Annotated in this window: 15 protein-coding genes and 1 pseudogene; 6 read left to right on the forward strand and 10 right to left on the reverse strand. The window is 46.7% G+C overall.

Annotated features, from left to right (window positions below; translation table 11 throughout):
- Window positions 1-51: 51 nt before the first annotated feature.
- Window positions 52-1,236, reverse strand: coding sequence for an NnrS family protein (locus F0231_RS04985; RefSeq protein ID WP_171758617.1), 1,185 nt, complete (start codon window positions 1,234-1,236; stop codon window positions 52-54).
- Between the two features lie 246 nt (window positions 1,237-1,482).
- Between F0231_RS04985 and F0231_RS04990 the strand changes: the two genes are divergently transcribed.
- A complete protein-coding gene (locus F0231_RS04990; protein WP_171758618.1) occupies window positions 1,483-2,043 on the forward strand; it encodes a gamma-glutamylcyclotransferase family protein in 561 nt (186 codons plus the stop codon).
- A gap of 47 nt (window positions 2,044-2,090) precedes the next feature.
- On the opposite strand, the gene F0231_RS04995 is transcribed toward F0231_RS04990, so the two are convergent.
- Window positions 2,091-2,423 carry a tRNA-binding protein gene (locus F0231_RS04995; protein ID WP_171758619.1) on the reverse strand — a complete coding sequence of 111 codons (333 nt, stop codon included), beginning with the start codon at window positions 2,421-2,423 and terminating at the stop codon, window positions 2,091-2,093.
- 181 nt (window positions 2,424-2,604) lie between these two features.
- Between F0231_RS04995 and F0231_RS05000 the strand changes: the two genes are divergently transcribed.
- Window positions 2,605-3,609 (forward strand): substrate-binding domain-containing protein, encoded by a 1,005-nt coding sequence (locus F0231_RS05000; RefSeq protein ID WP_171758620.1) that lies wholly within the window; start codon window positions 2,605-2,607, stop codon window positions 3,607-3,609.
- 77 nt (window positions 3,610-3,686) lie between these two features.
- Here the strand turns inward: F0231_RS05000 and F0231_RS05005 are convergent, their stop codons facing one another.
- Window positions 3,687-4,568, reverse strand: a complete 882-nt coding sequence (locus tag F0231_RS05005; RefSeq protein ID WP_171758621.1) for an aldo/keto reductase family oxidoreductase — start codon at window positions 4,566-4,568, stop codon at window positions 3,687-3,689.
- A 182-nt stretch (window positions 4,569-4,750) separates the two neighbouring features.
- On the opposite strand from F0231_RS05005, the gene F0231_RS05010 reads away from it, so the two are divergent.
- Window positions 4,751-5,659: a LysR family transcriptional regulator gene (locus F0231_RS05010; protein WP_171758622.1), complete on the forward strand. Its 909-nt coding sequence runs from the start codon at window positions 4,751-4,753 to the stop codon at window positions 5,657-5,659.
- A 78-nt stretch (window positions 5,660-5,737) separates the two neighbouring features.
- Here the strand turns inward: F0231_RS05010 and ahpF are convergent, their stop codons facing one another.
- From ahpF to ahpC, 3 genes and pseudogenes are all read right to left on the reverse strand, one after another.
- Window positions 5,738-7,330 (reverse strand): alkyl hydroperoxide reductase subunit F, encoded by a 1,593-nt coding sequence (gene ahpF / locus F0231_RS05015; protein WP_171758623.1) that lies wholly within the window; start codon window positions 7,328-7,330, stop codon window positions 5,738-5,740.
- 176 nt (window positions 7,331-7,506) lie between these two features.
- A pseudogene (locus F0231_RS05020) lies at window positions 7,507-7,647 on the reverse strand (LD-carboxypeptidase); the annotation flags it as partial.
- A gap of 218 nt (window positions 7,648-7,865) precedes the next feature.
- On the reverse strand, window positions 7,866-8,423 hold the full coding sequence (gene ahpC / locus F0231_RS05025) for an alkyl hydroperoxide reductase subunit C (RefSeq protein WP_032553653.1): 558 nt from the start codon (window positions 8,421-8,423) through the stop codon (window positions 7,866-7,868).
- A gap of 259 nt (window positions 8,424-8,682) precedes the next feature.
- Between ahpC and F0231_RS05030 the strand changes: the two genes are divergently transcribed.
- A complete protein-coding gene (locus tag F0231_RS05030; protein ID WP_171758624.1) occupies window positions 8,683-9,027 on the forward strand; it encodes a ribosome recycling factor family protein in 345 nt (114 codons plus the stop codon).
- 61 nt (window positions 9,028-9,088) lie between these two features.
- Here F0231_RS05030 and galM read toward each other — a convergent pair whose 3' ends face one another.
- The 4 genes from galM to galE form a co-directional block, all read right to left on the reverse strand.
- Window positions 9,089-10,147, reverse strand: a complete 1,059-nt coding sequence (galM, locus tag F0231_RS05035; RefSeq protein WP_171758625.1) for a galactose-1-epimerase — start codon at window positions 10,145-10,147, stop codon at window positions 9,089-9,091.
- 6 nt (window positions 10,148-10,153) lie between these two features.
- Window positions 10,154-11,308 carry a galactokinase gene (galK, locus tag F0231_RS05040; RefSeq protein WP_171758626.1) on the reverse strand — a complete coding sequence of 385 codons (1,155 nt, stop codon included), beginning with the start codon at window positions 11,306-11,308 and terminating at the stop codon, window positions 10,154-10,156.
- Window positions 11,309-11,495: 187 nt separating this feature from the next.
- Window positions 11,496-12,548: a UDP-glucose--hexose-1-phosphate uridylyltransferase gene (locus F0231_RS05045; RefSeq protein WP_171758627.1), complete on the reverse strand. Its 1,053-nt coding sequence runs from the start codon at window positions 12,546-12,548 to the stop codon at window positions 11,496-11,498.
- Between the two features lie 167 nt (window positions 12,549-12,715).
- Window positions 12,716-13,726 carry a UDP-glucose 4-epimerase GalE gene (galE, locus tag F0231_RS05050; RefSeq protein ID WP_171758628.1) on the reverse strand — a complete coding sequence of 337 codons (1,011 nt, stop codon included), beginning with the start codon at window positions 13,724-13,726 and terminating at the stop codon, window positions 12,716-12,718.
- Window positions 13,727-14,086: 360 nt separating this feature from the next.
- On the opposite strand from galE, the gene ebgR reads away from it, so the two are divergent.
- Together ebgR and ebgA are read left to right on the forward strand one after the other, a co-directional pair.
- Window positions 14,087-15,070 (forward strand): transcriptional regulator EbgR, encoded by a 984-nt coding sequence (gene ebgR, locus F0231_RS05055; protein ID WP_171758629.1) that lies wholly within the window; start codon window positions 14,087-14,089, stop codon window positions 15,068-15,070.
- A gap of 326 nt (window positions 15,071-15,396) precedes the next feature.
- Window positions 15,397-18,486 (forward strand): beta-galactosidase subunit alpha, encoded by a 3,090-nt coding sequence (gene ebgA, locus F0231_RS05060; RefSeq protein WP_171758630.1) that lies wholly within the window; start codon window positions 15,397-15,399, stop codon window positions 18,484-18,486.
- Window positions 18,487-18,488 lie beyond the last annotated feature (2 nt).

An 18,488-nucleotide genomic window follows, 5' to 3' on the forward strand; every position in this document is an offset into this window, starting at 1 on the left:
AGAAAAAAGGGCTTGGTCTTTTCACAGACCAAGCCCCTTCTCCCCGATAATTTATCCTGGGTGTCCATCTACCCTTGCAGTCACCAGCATTTTGCCAAAATAGCCAATATAGAGCGCAAAGGCTAAGATCCACAGCAGCCCACTAATGTTCACTGCCTCAATCAAATACTGAGGGAAAAACGCCGCGACGATACTACGTACCAGTGCTGCCATCACCAACGCAGCAAACGCGACACTCATATTTGGTCCTTGATAGATAGCTCTACCTGTATGCCCCATCGTCACCCGAGCGATCATCGCTAGAATAACCCCACCAATTGCACCAATCGCGAACAGGTGCAACATGTTATGACTGGCGTAAGGATTAGAAAGAACCCCACGAAGAATCAAGCTGACAGGTATACATAAGTAAGTCGCATGCAGAGACCATACGAGTGGTTCGCTCAAGGTCTTCCACGGTTGCCAACGCACAACACGTATCAAGTGTGCAACTCCAGAGATCAGCATCAATGGTTGGCCAAGCTGATTAAAACTAATCGGGAAAAAGCTCAAGATGAACAGCCCAACCAAAGGAAGGTTAGCCACCCAATCCAACCAGACGATCGGTTGAGTTTTCTCAAAGTTAAAACGTCTAGCGGTAAAGAATGGAATCACTCGGCTGCCCATGATCGACAACAACAACGTAAACCACCACAACATCGCTTGCCAAACGGCTGAAGCTGGAAACGGCGGCATGCCCTTGATTGCAGCATAACTGGCAAAGTTGGCGACGATCGCGAGTACGAACAGAGGGACAAAAAATAGATTTCGCCACCCTTTGGCTTTGATCACCCGACTGCCTACCTCGTACGCCACCAGCGCAAGAAATAACGCTTCAATAGAAGAAATTAACCACAAAGGTGCCGGCGTCCAGAAAAGCACTCTGGGTAAAAGCCATAACGCCACCAGCAATCCAAGGCGATGGTGTTTGGTCCCATTGATTCCAGTCCAGTTCTGCACCGCAGTGAGGACAAACCCAGCAACAATGGCCATTGCAAAGCCAAACAGCATTTCATGAACGTGCCACCAAAGCGCAGGGACTTTTAATGCGCTAGGCTGCCCTGATTGAAACATCCAGACCCATAAGGCAATGGCGACGACCGCGTAGATGGATCCCAGTAAGAAGAAAGGTCTAAAGCCTAAGCGTAAAATCGGTGGGATCGCCTCTTCCACTTTTTTGTCTGTAATATTGAGCACTGATGACTCCTATGCAGCATGCATTTTGTAACGATTTATCTAATGGAAGACATATCAAGAACCATTCCAACTTTTAGAACCCTTGAGTAACGGGCATTCACAAGCACCTCCAACATTAATCGAGTCAATAAAACACATTTAAAAAAGGTCATTAAGACTCTTTGGAATCATTTCGAACCACTTCTATTTTCAGCCAAAGATGGTAGGTTAGGTTTTAATAAGATTGAGTAAGGAGAAGGAGACACAATGACGCACTATATTTTTGGATACGGCAGCTTGATGAATTCCGAGTCGCGTCGCCTTACAGGTCAAACATCGCATGCAACGCCGGCGACAGTGCAAGGGTTAAAACGTTACTGGGGCAAGGTAGACGATAGCTATATTCTATCTCCCCTTGTCGTCGATAAAGGGCAGGGAAGCGTCAACGGCGTGCTTGTTAGCGTTGATGATGAAGGCTTGTCTGAGTTCGATCTACGCGAGCGCGGTTATCACCGCATGGAAGTCGAACCTCATCAAATCGAATCCGAACTTCGGTTTGCATCAGAGGATCGCGTATGGGTCTACGTGAAAGATAGCCCAGAGCCACCTTGCTCCCTTAGCCCAATCATGCAGACTTATGTCGACACTGTGCTAGCGGGGTGTTTAGAGATTTCAGAGCAGTTTGCGAAACAATTTGTCGAACAGACGATTGGTTGGAACTTTCCATTGGAAAACGACCGACATGAGCCGAAATATGGCAACTTAGCAGGAGTAAAACCAGAGCATCACAACGCCATTGACGCTCTGGTGGCCGAAGCAAGGGCCTAAAAACCAGTTAATAGAAATAGACTGGTTACAGAGAAAAAACTCAAAGATTAAACAATTCTTACCCCAGCAGGCATTGAACGCTCTGGGGTAAGCAGCACACTTTCCGACTCGTCATCGGTCTCAGCGCACAGCAACATACACTCTGACGTTTCACCACGCATTTTCGCTTTCGCTAAGTTACACAGCACCACCACCTCTTTGCCCATCAACTCCTCTTCCGTGTAGTAAGGAACAAGGCTAGTCACCGTCTGCAGTCTCTTTTCACCCACATCGATTTGCACTATGTATAGCTTGTCTGCATTTTCGTGGCGAGCAACTTCAATAATCTTGCCTGTGCGCATTTCCAGTTTAGCGAAGTCAGTATAAGCGATCGTTTCCATGATAAACCTCAGAGTTAATTAAACTTGGTAAAATTTTACTAAAAGACAACGTTTACACTATCACCAAAACCTTATATGGCAAGTGGTAAAGATCTCATTTTTGAGATGATAAATGCATATCGATTGCCTTATTTACATACGCAATGTTAAATAGTCACAGTAAAGTTTATTGAGGTTCCTTATGGCTACCATTAAAGATGTTGCAAAAGAAGCAGGGGTTTCGATTGCAACGGTCTCACGAGTGATCAACAAGTCTCCCAAAGCCAGTAAAGCATCGATTGAGTCAGTGACCAATGCGATGTCAAAACTTGGCTATCGCCCAAATGCTGCAGCGAAGGCGCTCGTTAGCCAAAGCAGCAGTACCGTGGGTATTTTGGTTGGCGATGTCTCTGATCCATTCTTTGGAACCTTGGTAAAAGCCGTCGACAATGTGGCCCATGAGCACGGCAAACACATTTTGATCGGTAATGGCTACCACAATGCGGAAGAAGAGCGCAAAGCCATTGAGCTGCTGATCAACAATCGCTGTGAAGCCTTGGTCATCCACTCAAAAGGTTTAACCGATGAAGAGTTGGTGGGTTACGCCAAGGAGGTCAAAGGAATGGTGCTGATCAACCGCCATATTCCTGAGATCGCCGATCGTTGTATCTCTTTAGACAATCATAAAGGGGCGTACCTTGCCACTGAGTATCTGATCCGACACGGGCACACGAAGATAGCTTGTGTAGCGTCTTCCCATGCGATTGAAGATTCGAATCAACGTGTTGAAGGCTATTTGGCTGCATTGCGTGATAACAATATAGAGTTACCAAGTAGCTACACTGAATATGGCGAGCCCAACAGTGATGGTGGTGAAGTCGCAATGACCAATTTACTCACTAAATCACTAGAGATTACCGGTGTGGTTGCCTACAACGACTACATGGCGGCTGGTGCGCTTTCTGTCCTTGATGAGAACGGCTTCGATGTGCCAGAGCAAGTCTCAATGATGGGCTTTGATGATGGCTTAATCGCGCGTTACGTGAGCCCACGCTTGACCACCATTCGTTACCCAATTGCGATGATGGCAGAAAGAGCTGCGCGCCTTGCGTTGCAACTGGCCAAGCAAGAAACCCCAAACCACGACGCGGCCGTGTTTACGCCAACTTTGGTAAGACGCAACTCAGTCGAGAAAGTCTCACGATAGTCATCTCCAACTAGACTCAACCTCACATACAAAAAGAGCATCGTTAATACGATGCTCTTGTCTATCTTTAGAACCGATTAAGCCACACCGTGACCTTTTGATGCTACCCAGATTCTGTACCATTGTTCTTGCGTCAGAGTCAGCTCTAGAGCACCAACCGCAGTTTTAACACGCTCAATATTACCACTACCTAGAATCGGTACTGGTTTCGCTGGCATCTTCATTACCCACGCAAAAATGACTTGATCAATCGAGCTCGCGCCAATTTCACCTGCAATATCAGTCAAGGTTTCACGAAGACGACTCATCTGCTCAGAGTTATCCGTAAAGATGCGTCCACCCGCTAGGCATGACCATGCCATAGGTTGAACACGTTGCTGCTGAAGTTGATCCAGCGTGCCATCTTCCGTAACTTGAAGATTCACTGGGTTGATCTCAACTTGGTTGGTGATCAGTGGCGTATCTAGGCGAGACTGAAGTAAATCAAACTGAGAAGTCGTGAAGTTAGAGACACCAAAATGCTTCACTTTGCCTGCCGCTTTCAAAGTCGCGAAGGCTTCCGCCGCTTCATCCGCATCCATAAGCAGGTCTGGGCGGTGCAGAAGTAGTACATCAAGATGATCCGTTTTTAGGCGAGATAGAGACTCATCAACCGACGCTAAAATAGCGGCTTTGCTGCTATCGTAATGGTTAACTTGCTTACCTTCACCACGGTAAATGCCGCATTTAGAAACAATCTCAATCTGGTCACGCAACGCAGGGTCCATCGCAAGTACCTCACCGAACATGCTCTCACATGCAGACTCTGGACCGTATACCGGTGCGTGGTCAACAGTCGTGATACCAAGCTCGATGTGCTGCTTTAGAAACGCATGCTGCTGTTGAGTGTCCATGCCCCACTCAGCCATACGCCAGTAGCCTTGAATTAACGGTGAAAACACTGGATGTGATTTCTGCATTTTGATTCCCCTATTTTGTTTCACTGCTTATGCAATGTTCTGACCTCAGTATACTGACAATTTATAGGGGGATTAAACGCCCAACCCAGAAAAGATAATTCGATATAACGGACAATCAACCAGCTTTCGTTTTTTATACAGACGGATATAATTGGCCTATCCGCTGATAAAGAGGTGTTTCTATGCACAAAGCCCACAAACGATTTGAGCGTTACGCACTGTTTAGTGAAGTCGCTAAACAGCTCAGTTTTTCTAAGGCTGCCGAGAACTTAGGTATATCTCGAAGTTACCTCTCATCGCAAATCAATCAGTTGGAACAGGAGCTTGAAACCAGCTTGTTAATACGTTCCACACGCACTGTACGCCTGACGGCTGCAGGGGAGAAAATCCTCGAACGAATGCAAGGCATCAATGCATCCATTGTCGAACTAGAGAAAGAGCTCGATCATACCAAATCAGCCGTCAGTGGCTTACTGCGCATCACCGCTCCCACAATTTTCAGCCATCGTTTTTTGATTCAAGTTTGCCAAGAGTTTCAACAGCTTCACCCTGACATCGAATTTGATCTCGATATCGGTTACAACCGAGAAGACCTTGCCAAGAGCCATTTTGATCTCGCCATTCGTGCCACCAATACACCACCAGACAATATGGTGGCCAAAAGGTTAATGGACTACGAGCATGTCTGTTGTGCATCACCGAGTTATCTTGCTAGAAGAGGCACACCCACTGAGCCAAATGACCTCGTCGCTCACAATTGTATGTCTGACCCAAACTTACGCCGGTGGCAGTTTTTTAACGCAGAAGAGAGCGTAGCCGTTGAGACTCACGGAGATATGCTGATCAGTGACAACCTATTGTTGTTGAGCGCTGCGATTGCAGACAAAGGGGTGATAAAGATGCCGTGTTATCTTGTAGGGCCCGCCATTCAAGAAGGTAAACTTGTGCGAGTGCTGAGTGACTATCAGCTAGCTAAGAGCCATATCTACTTAATTTACCCACCACAACTGCGCAGCAGCACTAAGTTGTCAGCCTTTACTGAGTTTATGCAGCAATGGTTTGAGGATAAAAACACCAAACCCCAGAATTAAAAAAACCACTTCCAATTGCTTGGAAGTGGTGTCGGATAATCGACGAAATGTTTGCAAATGAGTATGGACAGTAAATTACTACGCCGTTTCAGCGACTTTTGCTGGTGATGGGTTGCGGATTAGGAAATCAAACGCACCTAAGCTTGCTTTCGCGCCTTCACCCATCGCGATGATGATCTGTTTGTAAGGAACGGTTGTTACGTCACCTGCGGCAAACACACCTTTCATCGTTGTTGCACCGTGCGCATCAATTTCAATCTCACCGCGCGGTGATAGCTCAACCTTAGTGCCTTTTAGCCATTCGCTGTTTGGCATTAGACCGATTTGAACAAAGATACCCGCCAGCTCAATCTGTTTCAGTTCGCCAGTATTACGGTCTTTGTACTCTAGACCTGTTACTCGGTTCCCATCACCCAGCACTTGTGTGGTTTGTGCCATTTTGATGATTTCGATGTTTGGTGTTGCGTTCGCTTTGTCGATAAGCACTTGGTCAGCGCGAAGCGTGTCAGCAAACTCTAGTACCGTTACGTGCTCTACAATGCCCGCTAGGTCGATTGCCGCTTCGATGCCTGAGTTACCACCACCGATTACGGCTGTTTTCTTACCTTTGAATAGTGGGCCGTCACAGTGTGGGCAGTATGCTACACCTTTGTTGCGGTACTCTTGCTCACCTGGAACGTTCATTTCACGCCAGCGCGCACCTGTACTTGTGATTACCGTGCGAGCTTTTAGTACTGCGCCACTTTCAAGTTCAACGTGGATGTAACCATCTTCTGTGTCTTCCGCATCGATGATGTTAGCAGCGCGCTGCTCTGTCATCACTTCAACACCGTACTCTTTTACGTGCTCTTCTAGGCTTGCTACTAGTTTAGGACCCGTAGTCGCTTTCACTGAGATGAAGTTTTCAATCGCCATGGTGTCCATCACCTGACCACCAAATCGGTCTGCAACCACACCAGTACGAATGCCTTTACGTGCTGCGTAGATTGCTGCTGAAGAACCAGCAGGACCACCACCAACAACCAGTACATCAAATGGAGCTTGCTCGTTTAGGCTTGCTGCTTTCTTCTCTGCTGCACCTGAATCCACTTTGTTTAGGATTTCAGCCAGAGACATACGGCCTTGACCAAATAGCTCGCCGTTAATGAATACGCTTGGTACCGCCATGATGTCACGAGACTTCACTTCGTCTTGGAACGCTGCGCCATCAATCATGGTCGTTTTGATTAGCGGGTTGATTGCCGACATCATGTTGAACGCCTGAACCACTTCTGGACAGTTCTGACACGATAGTGAGATAAAGATTTCAACGTTTAGCTCACTGTTTAGTTCTTTAATTTGCTCGATAACATCTGCTTCAAGCTTGATAGGGTGACCACCGCTGTGAAGCAGAGCCAGCACTAGAGACGTAAATTCATGCCCCATTGGCAGACCAGCAAAGCCGATTGCTGTGCCTTTCTCTTGGTTTACAACCTGCATGATTGGCTTACGTGCACTTGCGTTGTCGTCGCGAGTCACTTCAATCTTATCGGTCAGTGACGCAATGTCGTTTGCTAGAGCTTCAAGCTTGGTTGCGGTTTCGCTGCTGTCTAGGCTCAGTACAAGCTGTACATTTGTTTTTAGGTTTTCTAGGTATGCTTTTAGCTGCTGCTTCATTGCTTGGTCTAACATAATCGTGCCCTTTCCCAATTCTTGTCTTAATTCTTTGTGTTGCGCTCTTTTGCGCTGATGGGGTTAGTTTGCCCCGATCACTAAGATTGGTAAATTCGAACGTTTCTATCAGTTTGGTAGGTAAAACCTATTAGCAAAACAATGAGAACAAGCAATGAAATTCAATCAGTCTGAAAGCCAACGACTAACTGAAAACCTTTTGATGTTAGATACTCTTTTTCACGAGCAAAACGCTTAGGTGCGAACACAGTCGCTGGCGAAGAGGGGGAGAAAAAGCCAATCTTATCGCCGACTTTCAGCGCCTTTGGGAACATCATATCTCGAACTCCTCATCTGGATATGCAACAAGCTATATATCTTAGTTTTGTATCACAGCTACAAAGTCGTCACCACTTCCTATAAATCAATAAGATAAAAAGGTTCCAAGCACAAAAAAGCCACACCGAAATACGATGTGGCTTTGATGGTTAAGGCGGTACACTGAGCCCTTTAGGAGCGCGGACTCAATGTACCTTTAACATGTTCTAATCAGTGATTAGATTTTACCTACTAGGTCTAGAGATGGTGCTAGAGTCTCTTCACCTTCTTTCCATTTAGCAGGGCAAACTTCGCCTGGGTTGTTTGCTACGTACTGCGCTGCTTTCACTTTGCGTAGTAGGTCTTCTGCGTCACGACCGATACCTTCAGCAGTGATTTCCATTGCTTGGATAACGCCTTCTGGGTCGATTAGGAACGTTGCGCGGTCTGCAAGACCTTGACCTTCACGCATTACGTTGAAGTTGTTAGTGATAGTGCCTGTTTGGTCACCCACCATGAAGTACTCGATAGTACCAATCTTGTCTGAAGTGTCGTGCCACGCTTTGTGCGAGAAGTGTGTGTCAGTTGATACTGAGTAAACTTCTACGCCGCGAGATTGAAGCTCTGCGTATTTTTCTTGTAGGTCTACAAGTTCAGTAGGACATACGAAAGTGAAGTCTGCTGGGTAGAAGAAGAATACTGCCCACTTACCTTTTACGTCTTGCTCAGTGATTTCTACGAATTCGCCGTTTTTGAATGCCGTTGCGTTGAATGGTTTGATTTCTGTGTTGATCATGATTCTACTCTCTTTCTAATCTAGTGTTTGTGAACGCTGCCTTGCGTCGATGGAGTTATATTGCCCCGAACCACTTAATAGGTAAATTTGAACGTTTCTATTGCTCCAATAGGAAAAGGCTATCAATTGAAATAGGCAAAACTTATCGTGAGATTCAAACAGGCTTATGAGCAACGAAAGAGAGTCTGAATATGGCGGTTTGCTTATCGTTCAGATAAAGTGAGAGTCATTCTATTCAGCAGCCCTACTTTGGCGATTCATGCTTTGCGTCCCGCTAAACAGCTTTGTTCATCGTGTCTATGACAAAACTCAGTTCATGGAGTTAGCAAGTCAGCACGAATGTCAGTTAAAAAGAATCCGTCGTTCTCGACATTGGCAACTCAGTGGTGAAGAGCACGCTTTACGCGCTCTCAAGTCTGCGCTGGTTGATGAACGATCTTTGTGGATAGTCAAAGCGATTGATAAAGCCCTGCCTCTACCTGTCATCGATCTATCCAGCGTGATTTCTGCCACACCCAACATTACCGTCAAACAGTTAGTTAGCTTATCGGGGTGTAGTTTGTCTGAAGCCAGAATGGCCCTGGATGAGTTCGAAGATTTATAGTCGAAACGGCTGTGCTGAATCAATAAAAAAGCCAGCGTGATTGCTGGCTTTGTCCTTAGAATCAGAACGTTATCTGATAGGTCGTTTTGTAACGATACTCTTGGTTGGGCTCAAGAATACAGCTTGGTTGCTGCCATTCAGGGTGATTCGGTGAGTCTGGCAAAAACTGTGTTTCGAGCGCAATCCCTGCATAGTCAGCGTACTCTTCGCCATTTCTAGCGGGCGTGCCTGCTAACCAATTTCCCGTATAAAGCTGCATTGCAGGCTTATCCGTTACTACGTTCACAGCCACTTTCTCATCTTGACTCACTAAGCGAGCAACAGGCACCGTCACATCACGGTTTGGTTCAAACCAATAACTGTGGTCATATCCTTTTGCTGGCTGCTGCTGCTCATCAAGCAGAAAGTCTTGGGTGATGCTCTTTGCTTGCCTGAAATCAAACCCCGTCCCTTCGACGCTGTCTAGATTGCCAAGCGGAATCCCAGCATCGGTCGTGGGTAAGTAGTAGTTTGAGTCAATTGTTAGTGTGTGCTGACGCGCATCTAGAGTGCCACCAGCACCGTTGAGATTGAAATAGGCGTGGTTGGTTAAATTAATTGGCGTTGCTTTATCTGTGTGAGCAATGTACTCAATAGAGAAGTTACCTTCATCATCCAAAAGGTAAGTGACCGAAACCTCTAGGTTACCCGGGAAGCCTTGATCGCCATCAGGAGAGTGCAAGCTGAAAGTCACGCTATTATTGGCCTGCCTCACAGTCTGCCAACGCAACTTATCAAACCCAGAAACACCGCCATGAAGTGTGTTACCCGCTTGGTTAGTAACAAGCTGATGACTTTGTCCACTGAGATGAAAAAGACCATTGGCAATGCGGTTTGCATAACGACCAACCGTTACCCCCATGTAACTTTGTTGGCACTCGAAGTCTGCTATGGCCCCTACACCCAACAAGACTTCACGATGCTCACCGCACGCCAAAGGTAGACGACAACTGAGCCAAGTAGCCCCGATGTCCATCAACACAATGCTAACCCCCGTTGCATTGGTCAATTCCACGAGCCGAGCAGGCTGACCATCGTAGGCAGGCTGCTCAGTCATTGTTTGGAAAAGAGGATGGGTCATATTCGATTACTCCACTAGACCCGCACCATCTTTTGCCTGACAAACATAGATTGATTCTTTCAACCCTGTTGCCGCTTGGTATTTCGCTTCGACCGCTGACTTGACGTCATCCACCAGTTCAGGCGGCATCACAGCAACAATACAGCCACCAAATCCGCCACCAGTCATACGCACACCACCTTGCTCACCGATCACCTCTTTTACCATTTCAACCAAGGTATCGATCTCTTTTACAGTGATCTCAAAATCGTCGCGCATTGAAGCGTGAGACTGTGCCATTAACTCACCCATTCGCTTCATATCATGGGTGCGAAGTGCTTCTGCAGCTTCAACAGTTCGATCGTTTTCTGTAATCACGTGGCGAGCACGCTTTGCAACCAGTGCATCAAGCTCATTTACTTTAGTATTGAACTGCTCAATAGTCACATCACGCAATGCTTTTACACCAAAGATGCGAGCCGCTTCTTCACATTGCTCACGACGAGTGTTGTATTCACTGTCGACCAAACCACGTTTTTTGTTGGAGTTGATGATAACAACGGCCATATCCTCAGGCATGGATACAGCCGTCGTTTCCAAACTACGACAATCAAGCAACATCGCGTGATTCTCTATGCCCTCAGCTGAGATCATTTGGTCCATGATTCCGCAATTACATCCGACAAACTCGTTCTCAGCTTGCTGACCATTGAGTGCGACTTCCGCCTGAGAAATCTCAAGGTTGTAGAGCACTTTAAACGTTTGACCGATCACGACTTCGAGTGCAGCTGACGAACTTAAACCCGCCCCTTGAGGCACGTTACCGCTCACTGAGATGTCGGCGCCTTTGAACTCATAACCACGACCAATCAAACATTTCACTACGCCTCGAATGTAGTTGGACCACATCTTATCTTGCTGAAAAGTGATCTCTTGTGTGATGTCGAACTCATCCACTTCGTTCCCGTAATCCACCGAGACAACACGAACGATGTTATCGTCACGCTTCGCAGCGGCGACCATGGTTTGGTAGTCGATAGCACATGGGAGAACAAAGCCATCGTTGTAGTCTGTGTGCTCACCGATTAGGTTTACCCGACCAGGTGCTTGAACAAAATGACTTGGTGCATAGCCTAGCACTTGCTCAAAAGAGGTTTTTACTGCTTGGATTAGATCAGACATAGGTAATTCTCAAACTTTCTTATTCTTTAATAGCAGCTCGAATTTCAAGCCTCAATAATGACACCTCTTAGATAGTTGGAGTTGCAGCTAGGCGACAAACAAATTCAACCCTATGAGCATAGATCTTCTATGTGATTAGGGGGAATTTGTGCAGTCAACAACGCTGCAGCTTCAAATATGACAGAGGTTACTGTTCTTTGTAGTGGGTATCGCTTACATCACGCAGACGCTGCGCCGCTTGTTCTGCGGTCAAGTCACGCTGACTCTCAGCCAGCATCTCATAACCAACCATAAACTTACGCACCGTTGCGCTACGAAGCAGTGGTGGGTAGAACAGAGCATGAAGTTGCCAATGTTCGATATCGGTGCCTTCGTCAAAGAACGGTGCATAATGCCAGCCCATTGAGTACGGGAACGAGCATTGGAACAAGTTATCGTAGCGACTGGTCAGCTTCTTAATCGCAACCGCCAAATCACCGCGCTGCGCTTCACTCAACTCACTCATGCGACGGATATGGGTTTTCGGCAATAGCATGGTCTCAAATGGCCACGCAGCCCAGTAAGGAACAAGTGCCACCCAATGTTCAGTTTCGACCACAATGCGTGAACCATCTTTCAGCTCCGATTGGACGTAATCCACCAACAAATTTGAACCATGCTCTTGGTAGTAGGCTTTGAGGTTGTGCTCTTTACGTTCGATTTCGTTTGGCAAAAAGCTGTTCGCCCAGATCTGACCGTGAGGGTGAGGTTGAGAGCAGCCCATTGCTTCACCTTTGTTCTCAAATGCTTGAACCCAAACATACTCTTTACCTAGCTCTTCTATTTGTCCGTTCCAGGTATCAATCACACCGCGAATTTTCTCAACCGGCAGCTCTGGCAAGGTTTTACTGTGATCAGACGAAAAACAAATCACGCGACTGAGTCCGCGAACACCCTGAGTTTTAAATAACGGGTTGTCTGATTCAGGCGCATCAGGCGAGTCTGTCATCAGCGCCGCAAAGTCATTACTAAACACATAAGTGCCTTGGTAGTCTGGGTTCACATCACCCGAAATGCGTTCATTGGTCGGGCACAAAAAGCATTTTTCGTCATAGCTCGGCAGCTCATCGGTTGACGGTTTCTCATCGGCACCACTCCATGGGCGCTTGGCACGATGAGGGGAAATAAGGATCCACTGCCCCGTTAATGGGTTATAGCGGCGATGTGGATGGTCCACTGGATTAAACTCAACATTCGACATTTTAATTACTCAATTATTTGCTTTGGTGCTACACCAAAAATCATCAATCTGCTTCAAGAGATTCTCTACTCCGCTCGTCCCTCGCTCTAGGGAATGGCAAGGTGTGCATTTCACTAAAAGTTGCCACTCAGACGCAAAGTTACGAGACATCTGGAACCCCAAATTCATTAGTATCCGTTTGGATTATTAGACTGCCACTTCCACGTGTCGGCGGTCATCTCATCGACACTGCGGGTCGCTTTCCAGCTCAACTCTCGCTCCGCCTTTTCTGTGCTTGCCCAACACTCAGCAATATCACCAGCGCGACGAGGACAGACTTCGTAAGGTACTGATGCACCACACGCTTTACCGAATGCTTCCACCATCTCCAAGACGCTTGAACCTTTCCCCGTACCTAGGTTGTAGATATGTAAGCCAGACTTCTCGCCAACTGCTTTAAGTGCAGCAATATGGCCATCAGCCAAATCCATGACATGAATGTAGTCACGAACGCCAGTACCATCTGGGGTTGGGTAGTCGTTACCAAAGACAGACAAGTGCTCTCTGCGGCCAACGGCAACTTGTGCAATGAACGGCATTAAATTGTTTGGGATGCCCTGTGGGTCTTCGCCCATAGAACCTGAAGGATGCGCACCGACCGGGTTGAAGTAGCGCAAAAGGGTAATACTCCAGTCGGATTCTGCATTGAATAGATCAGAGAGACACTCTTCCACCATGTATTTACTGCGGCCATACGGGTTGGTCGTCGCACCGGTTGGTGAATCTTCAGTGATTGGCACTACATCAGGGTCACCATACACCGTTGCTGACGAGCTAAAGACGATACTTTTGACGCCCGCTTTTCTCATCGACCGAGCCAAAACTAAGGTGCCGTTTACGTTGTTATCGTAATATTCCAATGGTTTTGTGACAGATTCGCCAACCGCTTTTAGACCTGCGAAATGGATAACCGCTTGAATATCATGCTGCTCAAAGACACCGTCTAGGAAGGCCTCGTCGCGAATATCTCCTTGGTAAAACATCGGCTTGGAACCAGCAAGCGCTTCAATACGCTCCAAGACCTCTTGCTTTGCATTGCATAAGTTGTCGACGATAATTGGTTCCATTCCCGCTGCTATCATCTGAACGCAGGTATGACTGCCGATGTAGCCCATACCACCTGTCACTAACACTTTCACAATCGCATCTCCAAAACTGTTTATTTACCTATCTGTGCCGCAGTGCACCGTTATCTGCTAAAAAGTCTAGCAGCCAAACTCAGCAGAGATCCGTGATCAACACCTCGTTATGTAAACGTTTCCACAAAAAATCCATCAATTCCCGCACAAATTGAATGGAAATGAATTTATTTAGTAAAGAAAACCACCGCTTTTACCCGAAATAACATCATTTAGCGCTCTACAACGCAGGGAACGATGATTAAATGAGCATTGAAACGTATTTTTACTAAAAACTGGTGATTACTGACTGGGATTGTTTACAATGAAAGCTCAGCATGTATTTGCCCAGTGATTGCACGTATAGGGATATAGAAGTAAATGGCCACTCTCAAAGATATTGCAGGCGAAGCGGGAGTCTCATTGGCAACCGTTTCTCGCGTTTTGAATGACGACCCCACGCTTAGTGTAAAAGAAGAGACTAAGCACCGTATTCATGAGATCGCAGAAAAGCTTGAGTACAAGACCAGTAGCTCCAAGAGAGCAACCCTAGCAAAAAAACAAAATCATCACTTTCTTGCTCTGTACAACTACAAGCAAGAAGCTGAGGTCAATGATCCCTATTACTTATCGATTCGTCACGGCATTGAAACGCAGTGTGACAAACTAGGCATTGAGCTAACCAACTGTTATAAAAACGAAATTCAACTAGATAGCAATAAGATCACTGGTGTTCTTTTAGTTGGCCGAAGTAATACTGCGACACTCACTGAAGTCAAAAAGCTGACTGATAACATTTGCTATGTCGATTTTAGTGACACCTCTTCACCTTACGATTCGGTGGATATCGATCTGGCTCGAATCAGCAAAGAAATTACAGACTTTTTCATTGCACAAGACTTTACACGTATTGGCTTTATTGGCGGGCAAGATGCACCAAACGCAGCGGATATTCGCGAAATCGCGTTTACCGAATATGGCCAATTGAAAGGCGTGGTGTCATTAAATGACGTCTATCGCGGTGAGTTTACGAGTTCGTCAGGTTACTACTTGGCGAAAGAAATGTTAGCGAAGCCTGACTATCCCAATGCCCTGTTTATCGCTTCGGACTCGATGGCAATCGGTGTTTTACGCGCTATCCATGAACATGGCTTAAACATCCCGCAGGACATTTCCCTTATTAGTGTCAATGACATCCCAACCGCGAAGTTTACCTTCCCATCCCTTTCAACCGTGCGCATTCACTCAGAAATGATGGGCATTCAAGGCGTTAACTTGTTGCTTGAAAAAGCACGCGATGGTCGAGCTCTGCCTTTACAGGTCTACGTTCCGAGCCAACTGAAGCTCCGCGATACCACACGCTAAACACCTCTCTACCCCCTATATTTTTAAGCGCTGTCATTCAGCGCTTTTTTATTGTCTGCGCATATTCCACCAGCAATTACCGCTCAAAAATCACGCAAAAAATCGACGAGAAAACACCGTCCTTATCTCTCCTAAAAGGCAGCACGATATTCTTTTAAACGGATCACAGCTTTCAGATAAAACGCTCAATAAATCGTGATCGAGTTAAAGTAAAACGTTTTCACCAATTTTATTTAGTAAAAGTTTTACTAATATATTTTCCAGATGCTCACCGAGCTGTATTTCCAAATAAAACGTCGGCATTCGAAAGCCGAGGGAGAATCAACGTGAACAACTGGGAAAACTTCCTACATCTGCATGAGAACCGTATGGCGCCACGCGCTTACTTCTTCTCGTATGACTCAGTTAAAACAGCGCAAACTTTTCAACGCGAGCTAAGTAGCCACTTTATGCTGCTTAGTGGCCAGTGGCACTTTAACTTCTTTACTAACCCGTTGTTGGTTCCAGAAGAGTTCTACAACCAAAAGATGGAACAATGGGGCCACATTACGGTACCTAACATGTGGCAAATGGAAGGCCACGGCGATCTTCAATACACAGACGAAGGTTTCCCATTCCCAATCGATGTTCCGTTCGTTCCAACCGACAACCCAACAGGCGCTTACCAGCGCACCTTTACGCTTGGTGACAACTGGAACAACAAACAAACCATCATCAAGTTCGATGGCGTTGAAACCTACTTTGAAGTTTATGTAAACGGCGAATACGCAGGCTTTAGTAAAGGTAGCCGCTTAACCGCTGAGTTCGATATTTCTAAGCTGGTTCACCAAGGTGAAAACCTCCTGTCAGTCCGTGTGATGCAGTGGGCGGATTCGACCTACATTGAAGACCAAGACATGTGGTGGACAGCCGGTATATTCCGCGACGTTTACTTAGTAGGTAAAGAGCAAGTTCACGTCCAAGATCTTACTGTTCGTACCGATTTCGCCGACGATTACGTTGCTGCGACTCTCTCTTGCCAAGTTGAATTAGAAAACTTGTCAGCGTTACAGGCATCTGGCTACGCACTCGACTATGCCCTAATGGATAAAGGTCAGGTTGTTGCACAAGGCTCATGTAGCAACCTGACTATCGATGATACGGCTCAGACAAATTTTAAAATTGAACTCGACGCTCCAATCCATTGGACGGCAGAAAACCCATACCTATACCAACTGCTTGTCACGCTAAAAGACAACTTAGGTGAAGTGTTAGAGGTGATTCCACAGCGCGTCGGTTTCCGCGACATAAAAGTGCGTGATGGGCTGTTCTACATCAACAATCAATATGTGATGCTACATGGTGTAAACCGTCACGATAACGACCACCTAAAAGGTCGTGCAGTGGGCATGGATCGTGTTGAGAAAGACCTGATCTTAATGAAGCAGCACAACATCAACTCTGTACGTACTGCTCACTACCCTAATGACCCTCGTTTCTACGAACTGTGTGATATTTACGGCCTATTCGTAATGGCAGAGACAGACGTTGAAACGCACGGCTTTGCTAACGTGGGCGACCTAAGTCGAATCACCAACGATGCAGCGTGGGAGGCGGTATTTGTTGACCGTGCTGAGCGTCATGTTCACGCACAGAAAAACCACCCGTCGATCATCATGTGGTCGCTAGGTAACGAATCAGGTTACGGCTGCAACATTCGTTCAATGTACAAAGCAACAAAAGCAATTGATGACACTCGTTTGGTACATTACGAAGAAGATCGTGATGCGGAAGTGGTGGATGTTATCTCTACCATGTACTCACGTGCGCAGCTGATGAACCACTTCGGTGAATTCCCGCATGAAAAACCACGAATCATCTGCGAATACGCACACGCAATGGGTAATGGCCCTGGCGGTTTAACTGAATACCAAAACGTGTTCTACAAGCACGACTCTATTCAAGGTCACTATGTGTGGGAATGGTGTGACCACGGCATTCTAGCGCGCGATGAAGCAGGTACGGAGTTCTACAAATACGGGGGTGATTACGGCGATTACCCGAACAACTACAACTTCTGTATGGATGGTTTGGTTTACCCAGATCAAACACCGGGTCCAGGTCTGAAAGAGTACAAGCAAGTTATCGCTCCAGTGAAGATCCGCGAAGTCGATGCCGCAGCAGGTACCTTCATCATTGAGAACAAGCTGTGGTTCACTGACTTAAATGACTACACCATCACTGCCGATGTTCGCGCTGAAGGTGACACCCTACGAACCGTTCAGTTTAAAGTCGAGGATCTGGCAGCAAACTCTGAGCGCCAAATTGAAATCGCAATCCCTGCACTTGATGAGCGTGAAGTGTTTATTAACTTCACAGTACGTAAAGACTCTCGCACTCTCTACAGCGAAGCAAACCACGAGATCGCGGTTTACCAGCATCAACTTAAAGAGAGCACAGCAAACGAAGCACTGTTTGCGAACCACAATGCGACACCACTAGAAGTTGAAGAGTCACGCCTTAACACCTTGATTAAAGGCCACAACTTTGCACTGAACTTCTCGAAGGTAAACGGCAAGCTGACCTCTTGGTTAGTGAATGGCGAGGAGCTGATTAAGTCAGAGCCGAAACTGAACTTCTTCAAGCCAATGATCGACAACCACAAGCAAGAACACGAAGGTCTATGGGAACCTGCACACCTGCAAATCATGCAAGAGCACTTCCGCACACTTAGCGTTGAACAGGTTGAAGGCAAGGTTGAGTTAACCGTCACCAGCATCATTGCACCGCCAGTGTTCGATTTTGGTATGCGCTGTGAGTACCGCTACCAAATCGCTGAAGATGGTCAACTTAACGTTGAGCTAAGTGGCGAGCGTTACGGTGACTACCCACATGTGATTCCAGTTATTGGCTTCGACCTTGGTATCAACGGCGACTTCGACCAAGTGAAATACTACGGCCGCGGCCCTGAAGAGAACTACCAAGACAGCAAGCAAGCCAACATGATCGATGTGTACCAAAGCACCGTTGCTGACATGTTCGAGAACTACCCGTTCCCACAGAACAATGGCAACCGCCAACATGTTCGCTGGGCGGCACTGACTAATCGTAATGGCACTGGCCTACTGGTGAAACCTCAGCAAGAGATCAACTTGAGTGCTTGGTTCTACACCAACCAAAACCTGCACCAAGCGCAGCACACCATTGAACTAGAGAAGAGCGGTTACATCACTCTGAACCTAGACCACAAGCTCATGGGCTTGGGCTCAAATTCTTGGGGCAGCGAGGTGCTGGATTCGTACCGTGTCTACATGGATGAGTTCCGCTACGGGCTCACGCTAATGCCTCTTCAAGCGGGCGATTGCAGTGCTCAAACGATGGCACAACATCGCTTTGAACAAGGCTTCTTTACTTCAACTACAGCAAACGAGGCATAACC

Source organism: Vibrio sp. RE86, from assembly GCF_013114545.1.
Classification (GTDB): Bacteria; Pseudomonadota; Gammaproteobacteria; order Enterobacterales; family Vibrionaceae; genus Vibrio.